General features: G+C 64.5%; 29 protein-coding genes. 17 read left to right on the top strand and 12 right to left on the bottom strand.

What is annotated here, in order from left to right; all coding sequences use genetic code 11:
• Positions 1 to 44: 44 nt before the first annotated feature.
• Both grxC and gshB read left to right on the top strand, forming a co-directional pair.
• On the top strand, positions 45 to 302 hold the full coding sequence (gene grxC, locus SynPROSU1_RS12605; protein ID WP_166016408.1) for a glutaredoxin 3: 258 nt from the start codon (positions 45 to 47) through the stop codon (positions 300 to 302).
• Between the two features lie 3 nt (positions 303 to 305).
• Entirely contained in the window at positions 306 to 1,229 is a 924-nt protein-coding gene (gshB, locus tag SynPROSU1_RS12600) for a glutathione synthase (protein ID WP_186570796.1), read from the top strand.
• Here gshB and SynPROSU1_RS12595 read toward each other — a convergent pair.
• Positions 1,196 to 2,602, bottom strand: coding sequence for an isochorismate synthase MenF (locus SynPROSU1_RS12595; RefSeq protein WP_186570795.1), 1,407 nt, complete (start codon positions 2,600 to 2,602; stop codon positions 1,196 to 1,198). The two genes, gshB and SynPROSU1_RS12595, sit on opposite strands and share 34 nt — an antisense overlap.
• A 70-nt stretch (positions 2,603 to 2,672) precedes the next feature.
• Between SynPROSU1_RS12595 and menA the strand changes: the two genes are divergently transcribed.
• From menA to SynPROSU1_RS12580, 3 genes are read left to right on the top strand one after another with little or no spacing between them, the layout of a single operon-like run.
• Positions 2,673 to 3,617, top strand: a complete 945-nt coding sequence (gene menA, locus SynPROSU1_RS12590; RefSeq protein WP_186570794.1) for a 2-carboxy-1,4-naphthoquinone phytyltransferase — start codon at positions 2,673 to 2,675, stop codon at positions 3,615 to 3,617.
• Positions 3,614 to 4,582 (top strand): o-succinylbenzoate synthase, encoded by a 969-nt coding sequence (gene menC, locus SynPROSU1_RS12585; RefSeq protein ID WP_186570793.1) that lies wholly within the window; start codon positions 3,614 to 3,616, stop codon positions 4,580 to 4,582. The genes menA and menC overlap by 4 nt, the downstream gene beginning before the upstream one ends.
• Positions 4,579 to 5,745, top strand: coding sequence for an AMP-binding protein (locus tag SynPROSU1_RS12580; protein ID WP_186570792.1), 1,167 nt, complete (start codon positions 4,579 to 4,581; stop codon positions 5,743 to 5,745). Before menC ends, SynPROSU1_RS12580 begins: the two co-directional genes overlap by 4 nt.
• On the opposite strand, the gene SynPROSU1_RS12575 is transcribed toward SynPROSU1_RS12580, so the two are convergent.
• A complete protein-coding gene (locus tag SynPROSU1_RS12575) occupies positions 5,716 to 6,165 on the bottom strand; it encodes a thioesterase family protein (protein WP_186570791.1) in 450 nt (149 codons plus the stop codon). The two genes, SynPROSU1_RS12580 and SynPROSU1_RS12575, sit on opposite strands and share 30 nt — an antisense overlap.
• A 60-nt stretch (positions 6,166 to 6,225) precedes the next feature.
• On the opposite strand from SynPROSU1_RS12575, the gene SynPROSU1_RS12570 reads away from it, so the two are divergent.
• Positions 6,226 to 6,903: a hypothetical protein gene (locus SynPROSU1_RS12570; protein ID WP_186570790.1), complete on the top strand. Its 678-nt coding sequence runs from the start codon at positions 6,226 to 6,228 to the stop codon at positions 6,901 to 6,903.
• Positions 6,904 to 6,907: 4 nt separating this feature from the next.
• Here the strand turns inward: SynPROSU1_RS12570 and SynPROSU1_RS12565 are convergent, their stop codons facing one another.
• Together SynPROSU1_RS12565 and SynPROSU1_RS12560 are read right to left on the bottom strand one after the other, a co-directional pair.
• Complete coding sequence (locus SynPROSU1_RS12565) at positions 6,908 to 7,243, bottom strand: DUF2752 domain-containing protein (protein WP_370586284.1); 336 nt, start codon at positions 7,241 to 7,243, stop codon at positions 6,908 to 6,910.
• A gap of 51 nt (positions 7,244 to 7,294) precedes the next feature.
• On the bottom strand, positions 7,295 to 8,479 hold the full coding sequence (locus tag SynPROSU1_RS12560; protein ID WP_186570788.1) for an NAD(P)H-quinone oxidoreductase subunit H: 1,185 nt from the start codon (positions 8,477 to 8,479) through the stop codon (positions 7,295 to 7,297).
• Between the two features lie 54 nt (positions 8,480 to 8,533).
• Between SynPROSU1_RS12560 and rsmH the strand changes: the two genes are divergently transcribed.
• Complete coding sequence (gene rsmH / locus SynPROSU1_RS12555; protein WP_186570787.1) at positions 8,534 to 9,418, top strand: 16S rRNA (cytosine(1402)-N(4))-methyltransferase RsmH; 885 nt, start codon at positions 8,534 to 8,536, stop codon at positions 9,416 to 9,418.
• On the opposite strand, the gene SynPROSU1_RS12550 is transcribed toward rsmH, so the two are convergent.
• Both SynPROSU1_RS12550 and SynPROSU1_RS12545 read right to left on the bottom strand, forming a co-directional pair.
• Positions 9,415 to 10,224 (bottom strand): hypothetical protein, encoded by an 810-nt coding sequence (locus tag SynPROSU1_RS12550; protein ID WP_186570786.1) that lies wholly within the window; start codon positions 10,222 to 10,224, stop codon positions 9,415 to 9,417. The genes rsmH and SynPROSU1_RS12550 overlap by 4 nt on opposite strands.
• Before the next feature lie 33 nt (positions 10,225 to 10,257).
• On the bottom strand, positions 10,258 to 11,322 hold the full coding sequence (locus SynPROSU1_RS12545; RefSeq protein WP_370586231.1) for a cysteine desulfurase family protein: 1,065 nt from the start codon (positions 11,320 to 11,322) through the stop codon (positions 10,258 to 10,260).
• A gap of 122 nt (positions 11,323 to 11,444) precedes the next feature.
• Between SynPROSU1_RS12545 and SynPROSU1_RS12540 the strand changes: the two genes are divergently transcribed.
• The 3 genes from SynPROSU1_RS12540 to SynPROSU1_RS12530 are packed head-to-tail and all read left to right on the top strand — an operon-like array spanning position 11,445 to position 13,678.
• Entirely contained in the window at positions 11,445 to 11,957 is a 513-nt protein-coding gene (locus SynPROSU1_RS12540; protein WP_186570785.1) for a hypothetical protein, read from the top strand.
• A 39-nt stretch (positions 11,958 to 11,996) separates the two neighbouring features.
• The gene (locus SynPROSU1_RS12535) at positions 11,997 to 12,734 is read left to right on the top strand and encodes a response regulator transcription factor (protein WP_186570784.1); all 738 of its coding nucleotides are present in this window, start codon (positions 11,997 to 11,999) and stop codon (positions 12,732 to 12,734) included.
• A complete protein-coding gene (locus SynPROSU1_RS12530) occupies positions 12,731 to 13,678 on the top strand; it encodes an RNA pseudouridine synthase (protein WP_186570783.1) in 948 nt (315 codons plus the stop codon). The genes SynPROSU1_RS12535 and SynPROSU1_RS12530 overlap by 4 nt, the downstream gene beginning before the upstream one ends.
• Here SynPROSU1_RS12530 and bchM read toward each other — a convergent pair.
• Entirely contained in the window at positions 13,642 to 14,355 is a 714-nt protein-coding gene (bchM, locus tag SynPROSU1_RS12525; protein ID WP_186570782.1) for a magnesium protoporphyrin IX methyltransferase, read from the bottom strand. The genes SynPROSU1_RS12530 and bchM overlap by 37 nt on opposite strands.
• A 27-nt stretch (positions 14,356 to 14,382) precedes the next feature.
• Entirely contained in the window at positions 14,383 to 15,558 is a 1,176-nt protein-coding gene (locus tag SynPROSU1_RS12520; protein WP_370586230.1) for an N-acetylglucosamine-6-phosphate deacetylase, read from the bottom strand.
• A gap of 11 nt (positions 15,559 to 15,569) precedes the next feature.
• Between SynPROSU1_RS12520 and purE the strand changes: the two genes are divergently transcribed.
• The 3 genes from purE to SynPROSU1_RS12505 are packed head-to-tail and all read left to right on the top strand — an operon-like array spanning position 15,570 to position 17,851.
• Positions 15,570 to 16,124 (top strand): 5-(carboxyamino)imidazole ribonucleotide mutase, encoded by a 555-nt coding sequence (gene purE, locus SynPROSU1_RS12515; protein WP_186570781.1) that lies wholly within the window; start codon positions 15,570 to 15,572, stop codon positions 16,122 to 16,124.
• The gene (locus SynPROSU1_RS12510; protein ID WP_186570780.1) at positions 16,121 to 16,750 is read left to right on the top strand and encodes an oxidoreductase; all 630 of its coding nucleotides are present in this window, start codon (positions 16,121 to 16,123) and stop codon (positions 16,748 to 16,750) included. Before purE ends, SynPROSU1_RS12510 begins: the two co-directional genes overlap by 4 nt.
• 21 nt (positions 16,751 to 16,771) lie before the next feature.
• Positions 16,772 to 17,851, top strand: a complete 1,080-nt coding sequence (locus SynPROSU1_RS12505) for an AI-2E family transporter (protein WP_186570779.1) — start codon at positions 16,772 to 16,774, stop codon at positions 17,849 to 17,851.
• Here the strand turns inward: SynPROSU1_RS12505 and cysC are convergent.
• Together cysC and SynPROSU1_RS12495 are read right to left on the bottom strand one after the other, a co-directional pair.
• Positions 17,811 to 18,455 (bottom strand): adenylyl-sulfate kinase, encoded by a 645-nt coding sequence (gene cysC / locus SynPROSU1_RS12500; protein WP_186570778.1) that lies wholly within the window; start codon positions 18,453 to 18,455, stop codon positions 17,811 to 17,813. The two genes, SynPROSU1_RS12505 and cysC, sit on opposite strands and share 41 nt — an antisense overlap.
• 31 nt (positions 18,456 to 18,486) lie before the next feature.
• Positions 18,487 to 18,813 (bottom strand): translation initiation factor, encoded by a 327-nt coding sequence (locus tag SynPROSU1_RS12495; protein WP_186570777.1) that lies wholly within the window; start codon positions 18,811 to 18,813, stop codon positions 18,487 to 18,489.
• Between the two features lie 29 nt (positions 18,814 to 18,842).
• Between SynPROSU1_RS12495 and SynPROSU1_RS12490 the strand changes: the two genes are divergently transcribed.
• Together SynPROSU1_RS12490 and trpB are read left to right on the top strand one after the other, a co-directional pair.
• On the top strand, positions 18,843 to 19,814 hold the full coding sequence (locus SynPROSU1_RS12490; protein WP_186570776.1) for a class I SAM-dependent methyltransferase: 972 nt from the start codon (positions 18,843 to 18,845) through the stop codon (positions 19,812 to 19,814).
• A 22-nt stretch (positions 19,815 to 19,836) separates the two neighbouring features.
• Positions 19,837 to 21,093 carry a tryptophan synthase subunit beta gene (gene trpB / locus SynPROSU1_RS12485; RefSeq protein WP_186570775.1) on the top strand — a complete coding sequence of 419 codons (1,257 nt, stop codon included), beginning with the start codon at positions 19,837 to 19,839 and terminating at the stop codon, positions 21,091 to 21,093.
• 10 nt (positions 21,094 to 21,103) lie between these two features.
• Here the strand turns inward: trpB and SynPROSU1_RS12480 are convergent, their stop codons facing one another.
• Both SynPROSU1_RS12480 and SynPROSU1_RS12475 read right to left on the bottom strand, forming a co-directional pair.
• Entirely contained in the window at positions 21,104 to 22,078 is a 975-nt protein-coding gene (locus SynPROSU1_RS12480; protein WP_186570774.1) for a heat-inducible transcriptional repressor HrcA, read from the bottom strand.
• Positions 22,078 to 22,431, bottom strand: coding sequence for a rhodanese-like domain-containing protein (locus SynPROSU1_RS12475; RefSeq protein ID WP_186570773.1), 354 nt, complete (start codon positions 22,429 to 22,431; stop codon positions 22,078 to 22,080). Before SynPROSU1_RS12475 ends, SynPROSU1_RS12480 begins: the two co-directional genes overlap by 1 nt.
• Before the next feature lie 56 nt (positions 22,432 to 22,487).
• Between SynPROSU1_RS12475 and SynPROSU1_RS12470 the strand changes: the two genes are divergently transcribed.
• The gene (locus SynPROSU1_RS12470) at positions 22,488 to 24,068 is read left to right on the top strand and encodes a DUF3352 domain-containing protein (protein WP_255444679.1); all 1,581 of its coding nucleotides are present in this window, start codon (positions 22,488 to 22,490) and stop codon (positions 24,066 to 24,068) included.
• Positions 24,046 to 24,534 carry a histidine phosphatase family protein gene (locus SynPROSU1_RS12465; protein ID WP_186570771.1) on the top strand — a complete coding sequence of 163 codons (489 nt, stop codon included), beginning with the start codon at positions 24,046 to 24,048 and terminating at the stop codon, positions 24,532 to 24,534. The genes SynPROSU1_RS12470 and SynPROSU1_RS12465 overlap by 23 nt, the downstream gene beginning before the upstream one ends.
• The last annotated feature ends 8 nt before the right edge of the window (positions 24,535 to 24,542 follow it).

Below are 24,542 nucleotides of genomic sequence, written 5' to 3'. Positions count from 1 at the left end.
GCGCAGTTGCTGCATAGGATCCGACCACTGGTATGTACAACGCAATGGCCAAGGTTGAGATCTACACCTGGCGCACCTGTCCGTTCTGTGTCCGCGCCAAGGGACTCTTGGATCGCAAGGGGGTGAGCTACACCGAACACAGCGTCGATGGGGATGAGCCCGGCCGTGATGCCATGGCGGCGCGGGGTGATGGTCGCCGCAGTGTTCCGCAGGTGTACATCGATGATCGCCACATCGGCGGGTGCGATGACCTCCACGCCCTGGATCGCTCCGGTGAGCTCGATGCGCTGTTGAAGGCCTGATCGATGCGCCAGCTGTTTGTTCTGGATCCGCTGGGGCAGATCAATCCAGCCAAGGATTCTTCCGCTGCGCTGATGCAGGCCGCCCATCGTGCCGGCGATGAAGTGTGGGCCTGCACGCCCTCCGATTTGATTGCCCGGGGGGATGAACCCCTCGCGCTCGCCCTGCCGGTGACGCCAGTGCCCTGGATCACGGTTGGGGTGGCGGAACGTCAGGCCCTGAATGGCTTTGATGTGATCTGGATGCGCAAGGATCCGCCCGTGGATGAGGCGTATCTCTACGCCACCCATCTGTTGGAGGTGGCCGAGCGGGCTGGGGTTCGTGTGCTCAATCGCCCCAGTGCGCTGCGCAGCTGGAACGAAAAGCTGGGGGCGTTGCGCTTCAGCCGCTGGATGGCTCCAACGCTGGTGGCGGGGCGGGTGTCTGAATTGCTCTCGTTTGCCCAGGAACAGCAGGAAATTGTGCTCAAACCGCTGGGGGGGCGCGCGGGCCTCGGGGTGATTCGGGTCAATGGGCAGTCGCCAGGCTTGAAGGCCCTGCTGGAGCTGGTGACGGAGCAGGAACGGTTGCCGGTCATGGCCCAGGCGTTTCTTCCATCCGTGAGCGAAGGCGATAAGCGCATCCTGTTGGTGGATGGCGATCCCCTGGGAGCGATCAATCGACGGCCTTCAGCGGGGGAATTCCGCAGCAATCTGGCCGTCGGTGGCCAGGCGGAGGCTACGGAACTCACCGACAGGGAACGTCAGATCTGCGCCGCCCTGGCACCGGCGCTGCGGGCGGAGGGGCTCTTCTTTGTCGGCATCGATGTAATCGGCGGCATGCTCAGCGAAATCAACGTCACCAGCCCAACCGGGGTGCGGGAAGTGGAGCGGCTGATGAACCAGCCCTTGGCCGATCAGACGATCGAGCGGTTGCGCGCGCTGGTCTGAAGTTCCAGCTGGTCGGCCAGTACGGCCAGTTTCAGCCCCACTTCCTGCAGCTCCCGCTCAGCAATGGATCCCCGCACCAGGCCAGCTCCGGCCGTGAGGTCCAGGTCGCAGCCCCTGGCATGACCACAGCGGATGGCCACCCGCAGTTCAGCATCACCGGCGCTGTCGATCCAACCGATCGGTGCCGCATAACTTCCCCGTTCAAAGGGTTCCAGGGTGCGCAACCAGGCCATGGCGTCTCGGCGGGGTAACCCGGCAACGGCGGGTGTGGGGTGCAGTTGTTCGGCAAGTGACAACACGGGCTGACCGTGGGTTTCCGCCGTGATTGGGGTGTGCAGATGGGTCAGGTTGCCGTGGCGGGCCAGTTGGGGTTGCCAACGGCGTCGTGGTGAGAGTCCGTTGCGGCGCAGTTGGTCGGTGATGGTTTCCACAACGAGTTCGTGTTCGCGGCGGTCCTTGTCGGAGCGCAGCAGCTGAGCGCCGGAATCCCCCTGCCCAGCCGTACCGGCCAGGGCATCACTGCGCAGCCAACCGGCGCGAAGGCTGAGCAGCCGCTCCGGCGACGCACCGAAGAAGGCATCCCCCGCATGGCGCTGCCAGAGGAACCGGCAGCTGCCGGCCTGTTGTCGCCGGAGCCGTTTCAACAGCGGTAAGGGGTCGAACGTTTCGGCCAAAACGATGCGGTGCTGCACGGCCAGCACCAGTTTGTGCAGGTCGCCGTTGTTGACCAGATCAATCCCGTGGGTGAGTGCTGCGGCGTAACGCTGCCGCCAGGTTTCCGGTTCCGTTGCCGCCACCAGCGCCTGGGGTTTAAGCGCTGTTGGCGTGGTTGGCGTCTTGAGCAGCTGTTCCTGCTTGAGCCAGAGCTGTTCCGCTAGCTCCCTGCAGTCCGCTGCACTGCTCACGATCCCGTTCAGCCGCAGCCAGCCGCGGCGTCCCTGACGGCTGAGCTGCCAGCGGGGCAGCACCGCATGCACTGAAGGAACCACCGCTTCACTTCGGCGGCGTTCACTCACCTGATCGAAGAAGCGGAAGCGCAGCAGCACCCGGGGGCGTGCATGGGCCGGGCTCTCCGGTGCGGTGTCGTGCAGGCGGCTGAGGCAGAGGTCAGCGAAGCGCTGGGCCTGTTCAAAGCGACGACTGCCAGCCAGCTCCAGTTCCTGGCAGGGCCCTGCTGCAGCCAGGCAGAGGCCAGGGGCGCTGTCCCACAGCACCTGCAAGTTTTCCTGCTCCGCCAGCTGCGGCAAGGCCAGAAGCGGGTCGACCCCTGCGATCGGTAGGGCAAGGCTCAGCAGCGCTTCATCGCCGTCACAGGCCATCCATCCCCGCTGGGCTGCGGAGAGGAGGGAGCTGAAACAACAATCAGCCGACATCCGCGGCGTTTCTGGCCAGGGTTACTGCTCAAATGTATGGGTCTTCGCCCTGCGGGAACCGAACCTTTCCATGTCTGAGCCGCAGGCTGTCGCATCCCGTTACGCCGATCGGCGCCGTTTGTGGAAGGCAGCCATCAAGTGGCCGATGTATTCCGTCGCTGTGATGCCAGTGCTGGTCGCGGCTGGATGGCATTTCGGTGTTGAAGGGTCCCTGAGATGGCTGCAGCTCGGCGGCTTTTGGCTGGCGGCCATCTTGTTGTTGCTCTGGGAAAACCTCAGCAACGATGTTTTTGATGCGGCGACGGGTGTTGATGCCTCCGGTAAGCCCCATTCGGTGGTGAACCTCACCGGCCGCAGGGATCGCGTTGCCCAGGGGGCGTCCGCCGCCTTGGTGGTGGGGTTGCTGTTGATGGCGTTGCTGGCCTGGAACAGCACCTGGGCGGTGTTGGGCCTGGTGTTGGTGTGTTGCGGCCTGGGCTACGTGTACCAGGGTCCTCCGTTTCGCTTGGGCTACCGCGGCTTGGGTGAGCCCCTGTGCTGGCTGGCGTTTGGTCCGTTCGCCACCGCTGCGGCCCTGTTGGTGTTGCAGCCCAGGGGGGCTGAGTCGATCCCATGGGGTACCGCTTGGATGTTGGGGGCAGGCCCTGCCCTGGCGACCACCCTGGTGTTGTTCTGTTCCCATTTCCATCAGGTGGAAGAGGATGCGGCCCACGGCAAACGCTCGCCGGTGGTGCGTCTTGGCACGCGCCGGGCGGCGGCACTGGTGCCCTGGTTTGTGGCCTTGACGCTCGCTTTGGAGTGGGTGCCCGTGCTGCACGGGGACTGGCCTCCGACGGTTTTATTGAGCGCTCTCGGTCTTCCTGCGGGGGTGCAGTTGATGCGTCTGCTCCAGCGCCACCACGACCAGCCGGAGCGGATCAGCGGCAGCAAGTTTCTGGCCTTGCGCTTTCAGGGCTGGAATGGTCTGGGGCTGAGTGTGGGCTTGGCTTTGGCTCGCGTCTGGACCGGCGGATGACGCTCCGGTTGCAGCGTCGCCGCTTCCGCTTTGCCCTGCTGCAGCCGCTGCGCACGGCAGCAGGCGTGCTGACTGAGCGCTGTGGCTGGTTGCTGCGTCTGGACGACGATCAAGGGGCGGTGGGCTGGGGCGAAGTGGCCCCACTCGAGCAACAGCAGTGGTTCTCCTGTGAAGACGCCCTCACCTCGCTGTCGGATGTGGTCTCCAAGGCTCAGTTGGAGACCCTGCTGCGGGATGTGCCAGGGGCACTTGGCTTTGGTCTTGGTGCGGCGCTGGCGGAGCTGCAGGGTGTGGTGGGGGCTGCTGGTACCCAGGGATGGCTGAAGGCGCCTGTGCCGGCACTGTTGTTGCCGGCTGGTGAGGCCATGCTCACGGCCCTGGAGGCTGCGGCGGCATCGGCAGGTGGCCTTGAGGGGCGCACGTTCAAGTGGAAGGTGGCAACGGAGGCGGATCCCCTGGAGCGCCAGCTGCTCGAGCAGCTGCTCCAACGGCTGCCTCCCACGGCCCGGTTGCGTCTGGATGCCAACGGCGGCTGGGACCGCAGCACGGCGCAGGCCTGGATGCACCGGTTGCGTGCTGACCCGCGTCTGGCTTGGTTGGAGCAGCCATTGGCGGTGGACGATCAAGCTGGTTTGGAGCAGTTGGCGGCGCTGGGTCCGGTGGCCCTCGATGAATCCCTCGACCAGCGCCCGGAGCTTCGCCGCAGCTGGAGCGGCTGGCAGGTCAGGCGGCCTGCGCTGGAGGGCGATCCCCGCCTGCTGTTGCAGGAGCTGCAGGTTGGGGTGCCCCAACGGATGCTGAGCACAGCGTTTGAAACAGGCATTGGTCGGCGTTGGCTGGAGCATCTGGCCGGGCTTCAGGCCCAGGGGCCCACGCCGGCGGCACCGGGCTTGGCCCCCGGCTGGACGCCATCGGGGGTTTTGTTCTCCACGGATCCAGAGCAGGTCTGGGCGGCGGCGGCATGAGTGAGTTCGAGCGGCTGGGGCAGGGGCTGGCAACGGGGCAGTGGGTGTCCCTGTCGCCCGAGGCGGAAGCGGCCCCCATCGCTCAATTGCCGCCGGGCCCAGGGGTTGTCGTGCGGAGTGGTGGCAGCAGTGGCGGCAGCAGTTACTGCGCCCAGCCGTCGCTTCATCTGGACCGTTCGGCAGCAGCCACCGCCCATTGGTTGACGGGGATCGGTCTTGACCCCGCCGCCACCCTGTTGCTCAACCCACTGCCGCTGGCCCATGTGAGTGGTCTGATGCCTTGGTGGCGCGCCCGCTGCTGGGGCGCGGGGCATCAGCAACTGGCGCCGGGGTTGATGAAAACCCCCACCGAATTGCTCGCGTTTTGCCGGAGCATGCCCGCGTGGGGAATCAAGCCTGTGCTGCTGTCGTTGGTGCCCACGCAGCTGGCGCGTCTGCTGGCCGATCCCGACGGGGTGGCGTTCCTGCAGCAGTTGGAGCTGATCTGGATCGGTGGCGCTGCCCTTCCGTCTCCAGTGGAGGAGCAGGCTCGTGCCTTGCGGCTGCCGCTGGCGCCCTGTTATGGGTCGACGGAGACGGCGGCGATGGTGGCGGCCATGCCGCCGGATCGGTTCCTGGCAGGTGAGCCGGGTTGTGGGGATCCGCTGGTGGATGTGGAGCTGCGACTGGCGGCTGATGGGGCCCTGGAGGTGCGCACCGATCGGTTGGCCCTGGGCCGTTGGAGTGCGGATCAGCCGGATCGGTTTGAACAGCTCAAGGATGCGGACGGCTGGTGGCGCTCCGGGGATCGGGCCGCTTTTACCCCAGGCCTTCAGATCATGGGCCGAATGGATGGGGCGATTCATTCCGGAGGTGAAACCGTTTTTCCTGAGCCGCTCGAGCAGCGTTTGATGGCGGCGGCGCAGGCGGTATCTGTTCCGGTGAGCGCCGTGCTGTTGCTGGGTGTTGATGATTCCGAGTGGGGGCAGCGGCTGGTAGCGCTGGTGGGCAGTGCTGACGCTGCGGTGCTTCCGCGCCTTATGGCCCTGACGCGCTCCTGGTCGCCGGCGGAGACACCCCGGCGCTGGGTGTTGTGCCCCGCCTTGGCCCCCTCGGTGCTGGGGAAATGGCAGCGTCAGCGCTGGCGGAATTGGTTAGAGCGGTTGGATTCGGCCAAGGCTTGACGCTTCCAGCCAACGGTCCACGCCATCGGGGAGGGCACAGCGGCGACGCGTGTTGGCGTCGATGGCCACATGCCGCAGGCAACCGCAGGCGACCAGCTGCTCCTCCAGCAGCACCTGGCTGGTTACCTCAAAACTGCTGGGATCGAGCCGTTCCGGTGCCAGGCGGATCAGCAGCTTGTCGCCCACCTGCACCGGGGCGCGGAAATCGACATGGCAGTGCACGACCGGCAAGGCCACGCTGGGTTGCTCCCCGCGGCCGCCGGGGAAGATCGAACCAGCCGGGAGGCCAAAGCATTCCAGGCTTTCTTCCCAGGCCTGGTGGCACCAGCCCAGCAGCTGCTGGAAGTGCATCACGCCTGCAGCGTCGGTGTCGCTAAAGCGCACCGTCCGGCTCAGCTCCAGCCAGGGGGCAGAGGTCATGGCGTTGTGTTGTCGAAGCCGGTGCCGACTGTCACCCTGACAGAACGTTCAGCCTGAACCATGGCAGCGCCGATCGCCTTCGAGCCCCCGTCCATCCAAAAGGCATGGCAGGCCTTTCTGCACCACATTCCCGTGGTGTTGGTGATCTGGGTGGGCTCCATTGTTCTGTCGCTGCTTGGTGTTCTTGCTTATGCCCTGATCATCGTTGTGGTGTCCGCGGGCATCGGCAGCAGCGATGCGGCGCTGGGGCTCGGGGCTGTTCTGGCCCAACTGGTTCAATTGCCCTTCACACTCCTCGCCAGCCTGTTGTCGGTGTTGCTGGTGGCTGTACCTGCTCTGTATTACGAGGGTGGTGAGGTCGTGACGATTGAGGCGGCCTGTCAGCTGCTGACACGCCGTTTGTGGCGTTATCTCCTGGCTGGACTGTTCTTTTCGCTGGCCACGACCATCGGTTTTCTGCTTTGCATTCTTCCGGGCATTGCTATTGCTCTGGTCACGCCCGTGTTTGTGAATCGCATCTTCGTCACCGACATGGGCATTGGTGAAGCGTTCGCCCAGTCGTTTCAAGTGGTCTACCGCTCTGAGAACGGCCTGAGCTTTGTGGGCCTTGAAGTGTTGACGGGCCTCGTCGTGGCATTTTTGGCCCTGATCACCTGTGGTTTGGGTGGCTTTGTGGTGATTCCCATGGCCAGTTTTTTCCTGCAGAACGTTGCCTATGAGCGCGGTCTGTTGCGTTGAGGGCTCAGCCGCTGGGCCAGCTGTTGGTGCCCAGCCGCAACAGCCAATAGCCGATCAACCCTCCACCAATCCAGGGAATGGGCCAGAGGGGCACCCCCTTCGGGATCAGACGGCGTTGGTGGAGGGCTAGAGCGCACCAGAGCACCAGCCCCAGGGCAGTGATGGGGCCGAAGAGATGCCATTGCAGTGATCCGCTCAGATCACCCGAAAGAGCTGCTCCTGTCGCTCGGGTCAGAAAGCAGGTGGGGCAGGGCACGCCCGTGAGGGCACGGAGCGGGCAGCTCAGGCCAGGAAGGCCTGGATGCACTCCCTTGAGCCACAACGCACCGGTCAGGGACACGGGCAACAGAAAGCCCGTGCGTTGCAACCGCCGCAGAAAACGGTTCAGGGATCAGCGATCGACCGATCCCATGATCACGTCGATGGAACCGAGGATGGCCATGATGTCGGCCACCTTGTGTCCCTTGAGGATGTGGGGAAGGATCTGCAGGTTATTGCTGTCGGCAGCGCGGATCTTGAAGCGCCAGGGAGTGACGTCGTTGTTGCCCTGGATGAACACGCCGATCTCGCCCTTGCCTGATTCCAGCCGGGTGTAGAGCTCGCCGTTGGGGATCTTGAAGGTGGGGGCCACCTTCTTGGCCACGTACTGGAAATCGAAACCTGCGGCGTCGCTTCCCTTGCCTTCGTTGAGGCGCTTGGCCTCGAGGTTTTCGGTGGGGCCTCCTGGAATCATGTCGCAGGCCTGGCGCAGGATCTTGAGCGACTGGCGCATTTCTTCGATGCGCACGCGGTAGCGGGCAAAGCAGTCGCCCTCTTTTTCCCAGGCCACCTGCCAGTCGAAGTCGTCGTAGCACTCGTAGTGATCGACCTTACGCAGATCCCAGGGCACGCCGGACGCGCGCAGCATCGGGCCGGAGAGGCTCCAGTTGATAGCGTCCTGCTTCTCGATCGTTCCCAGGCCTTCAATCCGGCGCCGGAAAATCGGGTTGTTGGTAATCAGCTTTTCGTATTCATCGATCTTGGGGCCGAACCAGTCGCAGAAATCGCGGCATTTTTCCAGCCAGCCCCAGGGCAGGTCAGCGGCAACTCCTCCGATGCGGAAATAGTTGTTGTTAATCAGCCGCTGGCCGGTGGCGGCTTCCCAGAGGTCATAAATCATCTCCCGTTCGCGGAAGATGTAGAAGAACGGTGTCTGGGCCCCCACGTCTGCGAGGAAGGGTCCAAGCCAGAGCAGATGGTTGGCGATGCGGTTGAGCTCCAACATCAGCACCCGGATGTAGCTGGCCCGTTTGGGCACCGGGATGTCCGCCAGTTTCTCCGGGGCGTTGACCACGATCGCCTCGTAGAACATCCCCGCCGCGTAGTCCATGCGGCTCACGTAGGGCACGAACATCACGTTCGTGCGGTTCTCCGCAATCTTCTCCATGCCGCGATGGAGGTAACCGATCACCGGTTCGCAGTCGACCACATCCTCACCATCAAGGGTGACCACAAGCCGCAGCACCCCGTGCATCGAGGGGTGGTGTGGCCCGAAGTTCACCACCATGGGCTCCGTGCGCGTTTCCAGCTGCGTCATGGGAGCGGTGGTCCGATCGATGAGTAGATCTTAAGGAGTCTTCGCCTGTGGCTTGTGTCCCCCTTCAGCCATGTGCCGGTACTGGCCGATGCGGTGCTGGATGCGGCCCGGCAGATCCCGCGTTCGGAGGGCCTGTTGATCGACGCCACCCTCGGTGGCGGCGGCCATAGCGCCCTGTTGCTGGAACAGCATCCCGGCCTGCGCCTGATCGGTCTGGACCAGGACCCCACGGCCCGGGCAGCGGCAGCGGTGCGTTTGGCCCCCTTTGGCGAGCGCATCTCGATCGTGGCCACCAACTTTGCCGACTACGTGCCGCCGGAGCCCGCTGTGATGGTGCTGGCCGATCTTGGGGTGAGCAGCCCCCAGTTGGATGTGGCGGAGCGCGGCTTCAGTTTTCGTCTGGATGGTCCCTTGGACATGCGCATGAATTCCGGCGGTGAGGGAGAGACCGCTGCTGAGCTGATCGACCGCCTGGAAGAGAACGAGCTGGCGGATCTGATCTATGGCTATGGGGAGGAGCGGCTCTCCCGCCGCATCGCCCGACGGATCAAAGCCGACCTCAAGGAGAGAGGCGCCTATGACGGCACGGCGGCCTTGGCCTACGCCGTGGCCGGTTGTTACCCCCCCAAGGCGCGGCGGGGACGGATCCACCCCGCCACCCGCACCTTTCAGGCCCTGAGGATTGCGGTCAACGATGAGCTGGGCGTGCTGGATCGCTTGCTGCAGCAGGCCCCCGACTGGCTGGAGCCCGAGGGCCTGCTGGGGATCATCAGCTTCCATTCGCTGGAAGACCGCCGCGTCAAAACGGCTTTTTTGCGGGATGAGCGCCTGCAGCGGATCACCCGCAAGCCGGTGGTGGCCACCGAGCAGGAGGAAGAGGCCAATCCCCGCAGCCGCAGTGCCAAATGGCGCGTGGCCCAGCGCCTGGCTGCTGCTTAGCGGCCGCTGAGGAACCCGGCGGCATCGTCATCCCCGAACAACTGCAGGTAGGCGGAAGCGGTGAGGCCAGACACTACGGGAACGGCCGCCAGGAGGCCAAAGCCGCAGGCCACAAAGCCAAGCACCAAAATGCCCAGTTGCAGCACCAGCAGGCCAAACACCGTCCACCAGTGCTGTTGCACCGTGGTGAAGCCCGCCTGCAGGGCCTGGATGGGGCCAAGGCCTTTCAGCACCGCCAGGTAACCCAGAAAGGCCTGGTTCACCTGCACGTACAGGCTTAAGGCACTGCCCAGCACCAGGAGCAGCATCGCGATGGGGCTGCTCAGCAGCTGCAAGCCCAAAGCCTGGAGCGCAGCCAGCAACACAGGCAGTTGGCTGGGGTCTGACCCATCCGGTCCCACGCTCAGGCTGACCAGTTCCTCCACCATGGGGCTGGCCTGCGCAGCGTTCACCGCTAAGGCGAACGCTCCGCCGCTGATCAGCGTCAGCAGCAGGCCCAAAACAAATTGACGGCTGAACAAGCGCCATGTGGCCCCTGGATTGAGCTTGATCAGGTCGCCAAAGGTCGGTTGTTTCCCTTGCAAGCCCAGCCAGACCCCGCGCATCAGGCCGATCGAGACCCAGAGATTGACCAAACCGCTGGCCAGGTTGTCGGCGGGCGTGGGCAGCCAGTCCAGCGCCAGGCTGCATCCGAAGCTGAGCAGCACAAAGCTCACAAATGGCCAGGGGGTGCGCCGAAACACCTGCCAGCCGTCCTGCAGGGCTTGTCCTATGGAGATACCTGTTGGTGAGGGGGTGGTGGCCATGGCATCAAGGCAGCTGCGCGGACGTTAGGGAGCTCAACCCTTGGCGGCAGCAACGGCGTCGGAGATCACGCCGATGGCCTGTTCCACCTCGGCGTCTCTGGTGTCGCGTCCCAGGCTGAGGCGCAGGGAGGCTTCGGCTTCAGCGCGCGAGCGACCGATCGCCTGGAGTACGTGGGATGGCGCTCCGTTGCTGCAAGCGGAGCCACTGCTGCAGGCCAGTTGTGGGCGCAGGGCCCGGTGCAGGCGGCTGCCGTTCACCCCGGGCAGGCTGATATTGAGGTTGTGGGGCAGACGCGGCTGAAGGGCTCCATTGAGCAGCACGCCGGGGAGGCCCTGCTGCAGGCCCTCCCAAAGCTGATTGCGTAAGTGCTCAAGCCGGTCGTTGCGCTGCTCCTGCTCCTGCATTGCCAGGCGGGCTGCTGCGGCAAAGCCCACGATCAAGGCGGTGGGCAGGGTGCCGGCACGCAGTCCCGCCTCCTGGCCGCCTCCCCACTGCAGCGGTTCGATGGCGATGCCCTCCCGCAGCACCAGGGCGCCGATCCCCTTGGGCCCATAGAGCTTGTGGGCACTGAGGCTGAGCAGGTCAACCCCAAGGGCGTCGGGGTTCAGCGGCAGCGTCCCGAAGGCCTGGGCCCCATCGCTGTGCAGGGTGATGCCATGGGCCCGGCAGACAGCTCCCAGCTGCTCCAGCGGCTGGAGCACGCCGATTTCGTTGTTGGCCGCCATCACGCTCACCAGCCGCGTCTTGAGGGTGATCGCCGCCTCCAGTTGCGCAGGGGTGATCAGACCATCGGGACCTGGGTTCAGCAGGGTGACGCTGAACCCTTCCCGCTGTAGTTGCTTCAGGGGATCGAGCACAGCGTGGTGCTCGGTGGCCACGCTGATCAGATGGCCGCTGCCCAGGGCGCGGGCATGGCCCAGCAGGGCCAGGTTGTTGGCTTCCGTGGCACCGCTGGTGAACACCAGCCGTTCCGGGGTCACCCCCAGAGCCTCCGCCAGCTGCCGCCGCGCCAACTTCACAGCTGCAGAGGCGCTGAGGCCGAGCCGATGCTGACGGCTGGACGCATTGCCCCATTCCGCACTCCAGAAGGGCGCCATTGCCTCCACCACCTCAGCCGCACAGGGGGTGGTGGCCTGGAAGTCAAAGGCGAGAGCGGAGCCGCTCAGGATGAGTCATGCAGATGTTGCGATCATGGTGCTGCATTGCGAACAGCACGGGCATGAGTCTGCGATTGCCGATGGCTTTGCTCGGCTTGGGGTGGCTGGTCTGCGCGCAGCCCGTCTGCGGCTTCGATCGTGAGCAGGTGCTGGAGCAGATGCGGCAATCGCGGCCGGCCGATCTTCAGGTGCTGATCGAACGACCGGCCCCCGTTGGCACCATGTCGATCGGGATCTACGGGGTCAAACCAACACCGTCAAATCCCGATACCCGCAGTTATCAACTGTGGGAGGAGTCGGCTTCGGACCTAAATGTCTATTTCGAGAGCGTTAACTGCTCTACGGCGAAACCCGTGCGGGTGAAACGCACACAGTTGGTGGTGTACGTGCGCACTTTGAACCCCGGCGGCCCGATTACTGACGTCAACCGGGAGGATCACCTTGTTTGGTGGGCGGCATGCGTGCCCGAGGTCGCGGGAACCGACCCTGCAACCCTGCGGCAGAAGGCCCTGGATCTGGGCTTTTCAACCCTGATTCCCGAACAGCAGGAGCAGTTTCCCGCACTGGCCCGTTGAGCCCGGTCTCCATACATTGCGACCAGAGCGATTCCGGCCATGAGCGACGCGCCCACTCCCACCGCTGAATCCGCCGAGGCCGTGGCGCCGCCCCCGCGTCTGTTGTTGGTGGACGATGAGCCGGGCCTGCGCACGGCGGTGCAGGCTTACCTCGAGGACGAGGGCTTCGACGTCACCACCGCCGTGGATGGGGAAGAAGGGTTCGCCAAGGCTCAGCAGATGCTGCCGGATGTGGTGATCAGCGACGTGATGATGCCGCGGCTGGATGGTTATGGGCTGCTGAAGAAACTGCGGGCGGATGAACGGCTCGGCGGTACACCAGTGATCTTTCTCACCGCTAAGGGAATGACCGCCGATCGCACCCAGGGTTATCTGGCTGGGGTGGATGACTACATTCCCAAGCCGTTCGATCCCGATGAGCTGGTCGCCAGGGTGCGCAACGTGGCCCAGCGTCAGCAACGGCTGTTGCAGGAAGCGGCGCGCTTCGCGGATACCGATATGGGCCAGATGGCCAAGCAGATCACTGAGATCCGCTCGCTGCTGGCCCAGGCCGAAGCGCTGCCGTCCACTGAGCCGGTGGTGCACAGCTTCACGCCGCGGGAGGCGAGCGTGCTGCAGCTGGTGGCCGAAGGCCTGATGAACAAAGAAATTGCCCGCCAGCTGGAGACGTCAATTCGCAATGTCGAGAAATACGTGAGCCGGCTGTTCAATAAAACCGGCACCTCCAGTCGCACGGAACTGGTGCGTTATGCCCTGGAGCATCGCCTGGTCACTTGAAGCCGGCTGCTCTGAACGACGGCTGGACCTACCGCGATCAGGTGCCGACTTCCGATGCCGGTCTGTTGGTGAGTGATTGGCTGGCCGATCGCTACCGCCACTCCGATGGGGTGATGTGGCGCCAGCGAATTGTGGCGGGTGAGCTGGATTGGAACGGAGTGGTTCTCAGAGAGGACCGAGCGCTGCAGGGTGGGGAGACTCTCTGCTGGCACCGGCCGCCCTGGTGGGAGGAGGCGATCCCTGATCAATGGGAGACGATCCACGACGACGGCGACCTGCTGGTGATCAACAAGCCCTCGGGGTTGCCGGTGATGCCCGGTGGTGGCTTCCTGCGCCATACGCTCACCTCCTTGCTGAAACCCACCGGCGCGCGGCCGGTGCACCGCTTGGGGCGCTTCACCTCCGGCCTGCAGGTGTGTGCCCGCACGCCGCAGACCCGCGCCCTTTGGTCGAAGCAATTCCGGCCGGATGGGGGGTGCCGCAAGGTGTACCAGGCCTGGAGTCAGCGGGTGCCGGGGTTGGAGTTGGGACAGTGTTTGACGGTGAGCAGTGATGTGGTGGAACGGCCGCATCCGCTTCTGGGTTGGATCTGGGGGCCGGAGCCGCTGGAGGAGGTGCCAATCCGCAATCGGCTCTCAGCTCATTCCGAACTGAAGCTTTTGGAGCGCACGGCCGATGGCGATCGCTTGCAGGTGACGATCAGCACCGGCCGGCCGCATCAGATCCGCATCCACCTGGCGCAGCTGGGCAGTCCGCTGCTGGGGGATCCGCTATATCTCAGCAATCGCGAGATTGCCGCAACCGCAACCCCCGGGGATGGGGGCTATCGGTTGCATGCCTGGCGGCTTTCGGGTCCCCCTCACTTGGGGGAGACAACACTGCAGGTGGATCCCCCAAGTGAGGGAGATCAGGCCTTGCGGAACTCGATCAAGCGCGAGAAGTAAAAGGGAGCCTTGTTCAGGCTGCGGCGCACCAGCTTGAAGCCGCAGGCTTCCGCTGCTTTGACGATGCCGTCTTCCTTGAGGGTGTAAGCCCGGGTGGTTTTGCTGGGGCCGGGGAACAGCTGGCCGATGCCCTTCAACAGCGCCAGCAGCGGGGTGTAAGGCGCAAAGCTCACGATCAGACGCTGCTCGGTGAGGCTGCAGAGGTGCTTCACCATCTCCTCGGCCGGCTGCTGGGGGTAATGGATGAACACATCCAGGCAGCACACGGTGTGGAACGAGCCGCTCAGGCTTTCTAGGTCGCTGGCGAAGAAGTTCAGCTTGGCCATGTCGAGGCCAGCTTCGCGGGCCCGGCGCTCTGCTTCCTGGGCCATGGCTTCGGAGATGTCGCTGGCGCTGATCGAGCCCGCTCCCATGGCCGCCAGCGGCAGGCTCAGGCTGCCCACGCCGCAGCCGGCGTCGCAGAAGCTCGCCTGGCTCAGTTCACCGCTCTCCTGGATCCAGGCCAGCACTTCATCAACGGTTTTCTGGTGACCGATGCGGATGTTGCGCTGCACCTTGTTCACGTCATCGCTGTCGCTGTAGATGCGGTTCCAGCGGTCGAAACCCGTGGTTTCGAAATAGCCCTTCACCTCTTTCTTCTCGGCCTGTTTCTGCTCCAGCAGCTGATCGGGGGCCATGGCGGAAGGGTTTGCGTCGGCGGGATCCTAAGCAGCGCAGGCCCAGTGCAGATCATCCTCCTCTTCGCGCCAGCGCAGCAGCTGCGTCAGAGGTCGTCCCATCAGGGCGTCCATGCACTGCGTTGCATCGCCAATCACCCGTCTCGGCGCCACTGTCGCGCTCCAGATCGCAGCACTGGGGGCATTGCTCCAGCGGGCCAGCCGTTTCACCCCCTCCAGTTGCGGCAGGGTCACCCCCGCCAGGGTGCCGTCGTTGAGACGGCAGGTGCCCTTTTCCACCAGCAGCACCCGTTCGTCCCAGCGGTGTTTCCCGTCGGTTAGGCCGTAGGGGGCCAAGGCATCGCTCACCAGCACAATCTGCTCCGGCGCCAGCCGTTGCAGCAGTGCGGCCATCGTGGGGTGCACGTGCACACCATCGGCAATCAGCCCCAGGGCAATCCCGCCGCGACGGCAGGCCTCTCCGAGGGGGCCCGGTGCCCGGTGGTGCAAGCCCGGCATCGCGTTGAAGGCATGGGTGAGCATGCCCACCCCCTGATCGAATCCGGCGCGGGCCTGTTCGTCATTGGCGGCGCTGTGGCCGAGGGCCACGTTGATTCCCAGGTCCTGCAGCCGTTCGATCACCGCAGCGGCTCCCTCCAGTTCAGGGGCCAGGGTGACCAGGGCAATCTCCGTTTCGAACCCACCGATTCGTTCCTCGAGAGCCTCCAGGCTGGGGTTCGCGAGGTGCTCACGGGGATGGGCACCGCGGCGGGCCTCCGCCAGAAATGGTCCCTCCAGATGGGCCCCCAGCAGCCGGCAACGGCCGGGCGGGTGCTGTTGCCGCGCCTGCTGCAGCACGGCCAGGGCCTGGCGCAACGGCGCGATGCCGCAGGTCACCAGGGTCGGCGCGATCGCCTCCACGCCATCACGCCACAGCAGGTCGAGGAGCTCCTCCAGCCTGGGCAGATCTGCCGGAGTCAGTTCCGGAAAGGCCAGTCCCAATCCGCCATTGATCTGGAGGTCAACACCCCGGGGGCTGAGCCAGTTGCCGTTCCAGTCCGCATCCGCTGTTCGCTCATCGGCCTCCATCGCGCCGATGCGGCAGATCAGCCCCTGGTCGTTGAGGTCGATGGCATAGCGCTGGTCCCCCTCACCAGGCAGGGGGGCAGGCAAACGAACGTTGGTGATCCGGTGCATCAACGCAACACTGGCCTCGGCAGCCATGGGGGGAGACGATGGCAGTCTTGCCCCTCTGCGTTGTGCCGCCAGTGCTCCCCCGAGTTGCCGTTGTGATGGGAAGTGACTCTGACTTGCCCACCATGGAACCCGCTGCCGCCATCCTGCGCGAGCTGGGGGTGGAGGTGGAGGTTCGGGTGCTGTCGGCCCATCGCACGCCGTTGGAGATGGTGAGCTTCGCCAAGGCTGCCCGTGATCAGAGTTTCGGTGTGATCGTCGCCGGTGCCGGCGGGGCGGCCCATCTCCCGGGCATGGTGGCTGCCCTTACCACGCTGCCGGTGATCGGCGTGCCGGTGAAAAGTCGGGCGCTCTCCGGGGTCGATTCCCTCCACTCGATCGTGCAGATGCCCGGCGGGATTCCGGTGGCCACCGTCGCCATCGGTGGGGGCCTCAATGCCGGCTTGCTGGCGGCTCAGATCCTCTCGGTAGCGGATTCTGGCCTGGCCCAGAAACTTGAGGCCTACCGCAGCAGCCTCCACGATGCTGTGGTGGCCAAGGATGCGCGCCTGGTTGATCTAGGCAGCACGGAATACCTCTCTCAGATGGATTCATGAGTGTTCTCGTTCGCTCCACGCTTCGTTCCACGCTGCTTTGGGCGGTGGTGCCGGCGATCGTTGTCTATGCGGTCGCGTTGGTCTGGAGCGCTTCAGAGGGCATCAGCGCCAAATTGGTCCTGAAGGATCTGGCCCAGTCCTGCAAGGCGCCTCTGGGAGAGGGTTTTCTCTCCAGCGTGGGCTACTTGCTCTGGATGGCGGCAGCTGCCATTGCCTTGTTTGCGGCATCCACCCGGCAGATCCAGGGCTCCGTTCTGAACCGCCAATTCGCCTTCTGCGGTGGTGGTTTCTCACTGTGGCTTTGCCTCGACGACATGTTCCTGGTGCATGACCGCTATCTCGGTGAGGCGTTCCTCTACATCACCTACGCCTTCTTTACAGGACTGCTCTTGTTCCGCTTCCGTGGCCCCCTGCGGCGCTTCGGTGGTGACACCTTTTTGATATCCGTTGTGCTGTTGGGTCTGTCGGTTCTGACCGATGCCCTTCAGGGGCTGTGGCCGAACTCCTACGAGACGGTGCAGGTTTTTGAGGAGGGATTCAAGTTCCTCGGGATTGCGTCCTGGCTCAGTTTTTGGTGCCATTACGTCAGTGCCGCCTCCAAGCCGTCTTCCCTTGAGCCGCACTGATCGACACGCCTCATCGTTGCCATGACTCCCTGGCCGGCCTGGCTGCGTCTCGGCCTTCTGCTGCCTGTTCTGGGTTTGAACGCCTTTGTGATCAAGCGTTTGCTGGTGCAGTTCGCACCCTTCCCCGGGCTGTTCCTCACCGCGGCTTTGATCGCCTTTTTGTTGGACTTGCCCTGCCGCTGGCTCGCGCAACGGGGTCTTGCCCGCGGCTGGGCCATCGTCAGCGTGGTTCTGTTGACCTTGGGGCTCTTGGTTTGGGCGGCCGTGGCCCTGGTGCCGCTGCTGATTGAACAGCTCAGCCAATTGATCAGTGCATCGCCGTCTCTGCTGACGGCAGCAGAGCAGTGGATCGACCGGGGTCAGCTTTGGGCGGTGGACCATGGCCTGCCCGCCGATTTCGCGGATCTCAGCAGTGATCTGGTGTCCCAGTTCAGTCGTCTGGCCACGCAGCTGAGTCAGCGCTTGTTGGGTCTGTTAGGGGCAACGGTCGGTACCACGATCAATGTGGTGATCGTGCTGGTGCTGGCGGTCTTCCTGCTGCTCGGGGCGGATCCGATCGTTGATGGTTTGGTCCGATGGTTGCCGGACCGCTGGCGGAATCTGGTGCAGACGACCTTGGAGCGCACCTTTCGCGGTTACTTCGCCGGACAGGTGGTGCTGGCCTTGATCCTCAGTGGCGGACAGCTCCTGGTGTTCACCGCCCTGAAGATTCCCTACGGCGTGTTGTTCGCCGTGTTGATCGGTTTGACCACCCTGGTGCCCTACGCCAGTGCCGTGTCGATCGTCTCTGTCAGTGCAGTCCTGGCGGTCCAGGATCCCCGCACGGGCCTCGAGCTACTCGCCGCGGCGATCGTCGTCGGTCAGATCGTGGATCAAGTGATCCAGCCGCGGCTGATGGGAAGCATCGTGGGCTTGCAACCGGCCTGGCTGCTGATCGCCTTGCCGATCGGCGCCCGGGTGGGAGCCATCACCGGTGTGGGTGATCTGCTGGGACTGCTGCTGGCAGTCCCTGTGGCCAGTTGCATCAAAACCCTGGCCGATGCCGCCAGGGCCGGTGACCTCAGGCTGCCGGAATCACCCCCCGCTCCTGGAGCGCTTTGATTACCAGGTCTACGGAGTCGGACAGATCCTGTTTGCCGGTATCGATCTTCAGCTCGGGCGTCTCCGGTGCCTCGTAGGGGCTGGAGATGCCTGTGAATTCCTTGATTTGACCCGCCCGTGCTTTGGCGTAGAGGCCTTTGGGATCGCGGGATTCGCAGACATCGAGATCGGCGGCGCAGTACACCTCAAGGAAGTCACCGTCTTCCACAAGGTCACGGGCTTTGTCGCGATCAGCGCGGAAGGGGGAGACGAAGGCGGTCAGCACGATGACGCCGGCATCCAGGAACAACTTGGCTACTTCACCGATGCGACGGATGTTCTCTTCACGGTCAGCATCGGAGAAGCCCAGGTCCTTGCAGAGGCCATGGCGGATGTTGTCCCCATCCAGCACATAGGTGGCGAGCCCCCGTTCAAACAGAGCTGCGTTCACAGCATTGGCCAGGGTGCTCTTGCCGGAACCGGAAAGTCCCGTGAACCAGAGGATGGCGCTGCGGTGGCCGCGCTGTTTCGACCGCTCGTCTCGGCCGACGGAGGCTTCGTGCCAGGCGATGTTGGTGGACGCACCCTGGTTGGTGAGTTCTCCGTAGGTGGGGCTGGCGGTCATGGCCAAGGCAAGAATTGGCGGCCATTCTCCCCTAACCCCCAGCCCGTTTCGGTCGATACCCCTCCTTGCTGAGCAGCTCGAGCGCCAGATCCACCTGATCCCCTTGAAGTTCGATCACGCCGTCCTTGGCGGTGCCGCCACTGCCGATGCGTGTTTTGAGCTTCTTCAGCAGGGTCTTGAAGCCGGCTGGATCAAGTTCCAAGCCACGGATCACCGTCACGGTCTTCCCCCCCTTGCCGCCGCGGGTGGGCTGCACCCGCACCATTTGCTGAGACTTTGCTGTGGGCTCCGCCGCAGGCCCGCTCGGTCGCTGCAGACTGTCGGCACTGCTGAATTCCTGCCAGCCTCCCTTCGGCATCCACCCCTCGCAACCGAGTTGCATTGTCGATGACCACCGCCACGCCCCCTGAAGCCTCCACGCCCCGCTGGGCTGATTCCAGCCGCGGCCTTGGTCGCTTTATCGAAGGGTTAATCGGCATCGGTCTGCTCAGGCGTCCACTGTTTTTTCAGGCACGGCAGCTGATCATTCGCACGGCAGAGCGCAACGGCATTCCCTGGCGGGCCCGACGCCGGGAGCTGCAGCAGGCGGCAGAACCGCTGCTGGCTGCCAGCACCACGGTTGGTCTCACCCCGCCGGCCTATTACCTGTCCCGATTTCATGCCTACGAACAGGGCAATCTCTGTTGGCAGGCTGCTGCTGAAGCCGAGCAAGCCACGGATGCCATGGCCCTGCGGGTCTGGCCAGATGACCCGCTGCAGCCCGCTGAGGCGCAGACCCGGCTTCGTGATGCCATCCATGCCGTGGCGGATCCGTTGCTGCCTGCTTCGATCGATTGCGTGGTGGATCTGGGCTGTTCCGTGGGGGTGAGCACCCAGGCCTTGGCCCGTTGGTTGAACGCCCGTGCCGCCGCGAATGCTGTTCTCCCTCCGACGTTGATCGGCTTGGATCTGTCGCCCGAGATGTTGTCGGTGGCCCGCGTGCGCGATCCCCAGGGGCTGGTGCACGACTGGCGCCATGCCGCCGCGGAATCCACCGGCCTGGCCACAGCTTCGGTGGATCTGATCAGCCTGCAGTTCGTCTGTCATGAGCTCCCCCAGGCCGCGACCCGCGCTGTTTTGGCCGAAGCGTTCCGGCTGCTGCGCCCCGGTGGTGTTCTGCTGATGGTGGATCAGGACCCTGGCTCGTCCGTGCTGCAGCGTTTGCCGGCGCCGGTGGCCACATTGCTCAAGAGCACAGAGCCCTTCCTCGAGCAGTATTTCGCCCTGGATTTGCCCGCAGCGCTGGAGGAGGCCGGGTTCCGGAATCCCAGCATCCGTGCCTGCGACCCACGGCACCGTGTGATCGCCTGCTTACGCTGAGCCGACGCTCCAACGTGGATCCGTGACCAGCACCCTGCCCAACGCCAGCACCCCGGATCCCTCGAGCCTGCAGCCAGCGGTCCGTCCCGGCGCCCATGGTCGCTTTGGTCGCTTCGGTGGCCAGTACGTTCCCGAGACCCTGATGCCGGCGCTAGCAGAGCTGGAACAGGCGGCGGCCCAGGCCTGGAACGATCCGGCCTTCACCACTGAGCTGAATCGTCTGCTCAAGAATTACGTCGGTAGGGCCACACCTCTATACGAAGCGGAGCGTCTCACCGCCCATTACCGCCGCGCCGACGGCGGCCCCCGCATCTGGCTGAAGCGGGAAGATCTCAATCACACCGGGGCACACAAGATCAACAACGCCCTGGGGCAGGCCCTGCTGGCGCTGCGCATGGGCAAGAAGCGGATCATCGCCGAGACCGGTGCGGGGCAGCACGGCGTCGCCACGGCCACGGTCTGTGCCCGCTTCGGTCTGGACTGCGTGATCTACATGGGCGCGGAAGACATGCGCCGCCAGGCCCTCAATGTGTTTCGCATGCGTTTGTTGGGCGCCAAGGTGCAACCGGTGACGGCGGGAACAGCCACCCTCAAGGATGCCACCAGCGAAGCCATCCGCGACTGGGTGACCAACGTCGAGACCACCCACTACATCCTTGGATCCGTCGCTGGCCCGCACCCCTATCCGATGCTGGTGCGGGATTTTCATGCCGTGATCGGCGAAGAGTCCAAGCAGCAGTGTCAGGAGGCCTTCGGCCGACTGCCCGATGTGTTGATGGCCTGTGTGGGTGGTGGCTCCAATGCCATGGGCCTGTTCCATCCCTTCGTCCAGGACACGTCCGTTCGTTTGATTGGCGTTGAGGCCGCCGGCGATGGTGTGGCGACCGGCCGTCACGCCGCGACGATCACGGAAGGCCGTGCCGGCGTCCTGCACGGGGCCATGAGCCTGTTGCTTCAGGACAGCGACGGTCAGGTGCAGGAAGCCCACTCCATCAGTGCAGGCCTTGACTACCCCGGCGTCGGCCCTGAGCACAGCTATCTGCGCGAAATCGGCCGAGCGGAATATGCCGCCGTCACCGATCAGCAGGCCCTGGATGCTCTGCGTCTGGTGAGTGAACTCGAGGGAATCATTCCGGCCCTGGAAACCGCCCACGCCTTCGCTTGGCTCGAGCAGCTCTGCCCCACCCTTGGCGATGGCACGGAAGTGGTGATCAACTGCTCGGGCCGCGGGGACAAGGACGTCAACACCGTGGCGGAGAAGCTGGGGGATCAGCTCTGAGCCTCAGGCATCAAGCCAGTAGCAATTCCAAGTGTCGGGCCACGCGTTGCACGGCAGCGCGTGCCGTGGCGTACGCCATTCGCATCGGGCCTACCAGGGCCACATGGCCCAGTCCCTCGTTGCAGCGGTATGGGGCCTGAACCACGGCACAGGCCTCCAACGCTGGCTGGGGATGTTCGTCGCCGATCCATACCCGTGCGGATGCGCCGCGACTGATCAAGGTGCTGGGTTGGTCGTCGATCAGTTCCAGCAACGGCTTCAAACTTGCCGTGCTCTCAAATTCTGGTTCGCTCACCAGTCTTGAGAGACCATGGACCACCACCGACGTGGGATTGGTGGGAGTGGGCTGATCGAGGGCGTTGCGCAGCACAGCGCCGCTGCGTTGCAGTTGCCTGGGTAGGGCATCCCAGTTCAGGTCGCCTTGATCGAGCTGTGCTGACGCCCAGCGCTCCATTGCGGTGAGCTCGTCTTCGGCCCCGTGCGGGAGGCGCAGATTGAGATGGCTGGCGCAACCATTGGCTTCCACCAGCATCACCAGCAGTCGATCACCACTCGGCACCAGACGGATCGTCTCCAGTTGGCGGTTCTCCTGCTGCGGCTGGGTGATCAGGCTCATCAGACCAGTGAAATCCGTCAGCCGCCTGGCCACATGCATCAGCAGGTCATCCAGACCTGCCCAACGCAGGCTGAGGCCGGTGAGCTCCCGTTCCAGGTGCTGAACGGCAACGCCGGGTTCCGGCAGCAGAGCATTGACGTAGTGCCGATATCCCATCGGACTGGGAATGCGTCCGGCTGACGTGTGCGGTTGATGCAGCAGACCACGACGTTCGAGCACCCCCATGGCAGATCGAACGGTGGCTGAGCTGGCTGGGATGCCAAAGCGTTGGACCAGGGTGCGGCTGCCCACCGGCTCCATGGTGTCAACGTAGTGGTGCACCGTCGCCTGAAGCACCTGTTCTTGCCGAAGGGACAGGGGCTTGCTCATTAGTAGCGGGGAACGCTGGGATCCACCTGCAGGCTCCAGGCATCAATTCCTCCTTCAAGGTTCCATACCTCGAGGCCCCAGGGCTGGTCCAGCAGCCACAGGCCGAAGTGGTAGCTGCGAACGCCTGCATGGCAAACCACAACCACCGCTTGACCCGGTTGGAGGTCGGACTGCAGCGTTGCGAGCCATTCATTGGATTGGCTCAGGGGTCGATGCAGCACCGCACTGGGGAAGGGTGCGATTGCGAGTTCAGCCGCCTCACGCACATCCACCAGCTGGGGTGAAAGCCGCTCACTTTGCAGCCACTGCTGCAGTTCGGAGGCTTGGATTGGTTGTGGTTGGGATTGGCCCATGGCGCCATTCTGCGGTGATGGACAAAGATGATGGGGCGACCTGTGAACGCCGGCCCATGAAGGCCCGCTCCTTCCTCAGCGCTGTCGGCGCTGTGCTGCTGACGCTGATTCTTCTGGCGGGTGGTCTGCTCTGGACCATGGATCGCCAGAGCCCCCTGCATCTGGCGGAGCAGCCGTTGCATCTGCCCCGGGCGGCCCGCTTTGTGCCGAGGGATGCCGATTTGTCCCTGCACTGGCTGACCGATCCCGGGCGTCTGCCCTCTTATGTCCAGGCGGTCGCGCCTGCGTCGGAACGTCGCGATGCCCGTGATGGTGCACGGCAGTGGCGGGAAGGGGTTTTCGCGTTGGCGGGCCTGCAGTTTGGTCTTGAGCTGGAGCCCTGGCTCGGCAAGGAAGTCAGTCTCACCCTCACCGATGGGGCTGCCAATGCTGGCTGGGTTTTGGCTTTGACCAGTCGGGATGACGATGGCGCCAGGCGCTTTTTGCAACGGTTCTGGCAGACCCGCAGCCTGGCGGGTACCGATCTGCAGATCAGCAGTTACCGAGGCATCGGCGTTATTAGCGGTCAGGGGGCCTTGGTGGGGCGTGAACCCCACCCCCTGGCCACCGCCTTAATTGATGACGATCTGCTCCTGGTGGCCTCTGGGCGAGGCGTGCTGGAGCAAGCCCTCGATGTTTCCCAGCTCCCGGATCAGCATCAACTGGGGGATGAACGTTTGCTCCGTCAGGTGGCTGACCTCGGGGAGGGAGTGGCTGTGCTGACGGCGTCTCCCCATGCCCTTCAGCATTGGTTGCAGCTCCCTGAGGTGTTGGCCCAGCGCGACGATCTGAGTGGACTGGTGGCTTCGCTTCGGCCGGAGGGCTCGACCCTGGCGGTGGATGGGCGACTTGGGTTTCAGCAAGCGATTGCCTCGGCCCCATGGACTGAACTGAGGGATCTCACCGCTTCGGCTGGTGGACATGGCCGCTGGCTGGCCCAGCTGCAGAGTCCAGCACGCCTGCTGGATCCCGACGAAAGCCATCCACTGGCCCAGTGGTTCGGCCCGGTTCTGGCGCAGCAGTTACGGGGCCAGCCTGCTGCAGATGCTGTTGTTCAGTCGGATGACGGACCTCTTCTCTGGCAGGACCAGCCCGAGGGCTGGCTTTTGGCCACCCGCCCGCAAAGTCCTTCCAGGGATGTTGTGGATGAGCGTCTTCAAACTCAGGGCCTAACCCGCTCTGAGCTGGATGGCGATGGCGAGGTCTTGAGTGTGTGGACGCGTCTGGTGCGTCAGCGGGGACGCCAGCCTGGAGTGGATGCCCAGTTGGCCGTGGCCCAGGTCGGCTCCTCTTCTCTGAACTGGTGGGGTGAGTCGTTGATGGCTCTGGCGCAGCGTCAGAACGGACGTGCCCTTCAGCCTCTCGTGAACCAGTGGCAGGAGCTCGCATCGGCCTCCCAACCCGTGGAGGCTCTTCTTCTGGCGGATGCCCCGGCTCGATCACTGTTGGGGCAATGGCGGCCATGGGGGCTGCTTCAGGTGATGGCTGGACGGCCCCTGCAGGACCAGGTCCGGGGCCTGGCAGTCGCCGTCGATGCTGATCGCCAGGAGCAGGGCGGCACCGAGATTCCTTTGCATGCCCGCCTCGAACTCGGCTGAACTGGTCCTGCTGCGGCATGGCATCGCTGAACCCCGCCTGGCGGGGCTGGATCATCCGGATCGTCGCCTCACCGCAGCCGGGCGTCAGCGTACGCAGCTGGTGATGGCGTCCCTGGTGCGACGGGGGCTGAGGCTGGATCGCCTGCTCTCCAGTCCTTACCTCCGAGCACGGCAAACGGCTGAACTGGCCCTGGGGGCTGGGCTCGCCTCAGGCCTTGCTCTTGACGAACGCCTCAAGCCAGGAGGAGCCCTCGAAACGTTGGTGACCTCCTTCGATGGACGGGTCGGCCTGGTGGGCCATGAGCCGGATCTGGGGGATCTGGCCTGCACGCTTCTGGGGTGTCCCCCTGGTGGCCTGGTGTTGAAGAAAGCTGGCGTGATTCAGCTGCGTCGTTCTGCGGGAAAGTGGCAGTTGCAGGCCTTGCTCCGACCGGCACTGTTGATTGACGATTTAGGTTGCTGTTAGAGGCAATC

This window comes from Synechococcus sp. PROS-U-1 (assembly GCF_014279755.1).
Classification (GTDB): Bacteria; Cyanobacteriota; Cyanobacteriia; order PCC-6307; family Cyanobiaceae; genus Parasynechococcus.
Note: the sequence above shows the minus strand (reverse complement) of the source record. Positions and strands in the feature narration are given on the sequence as shown.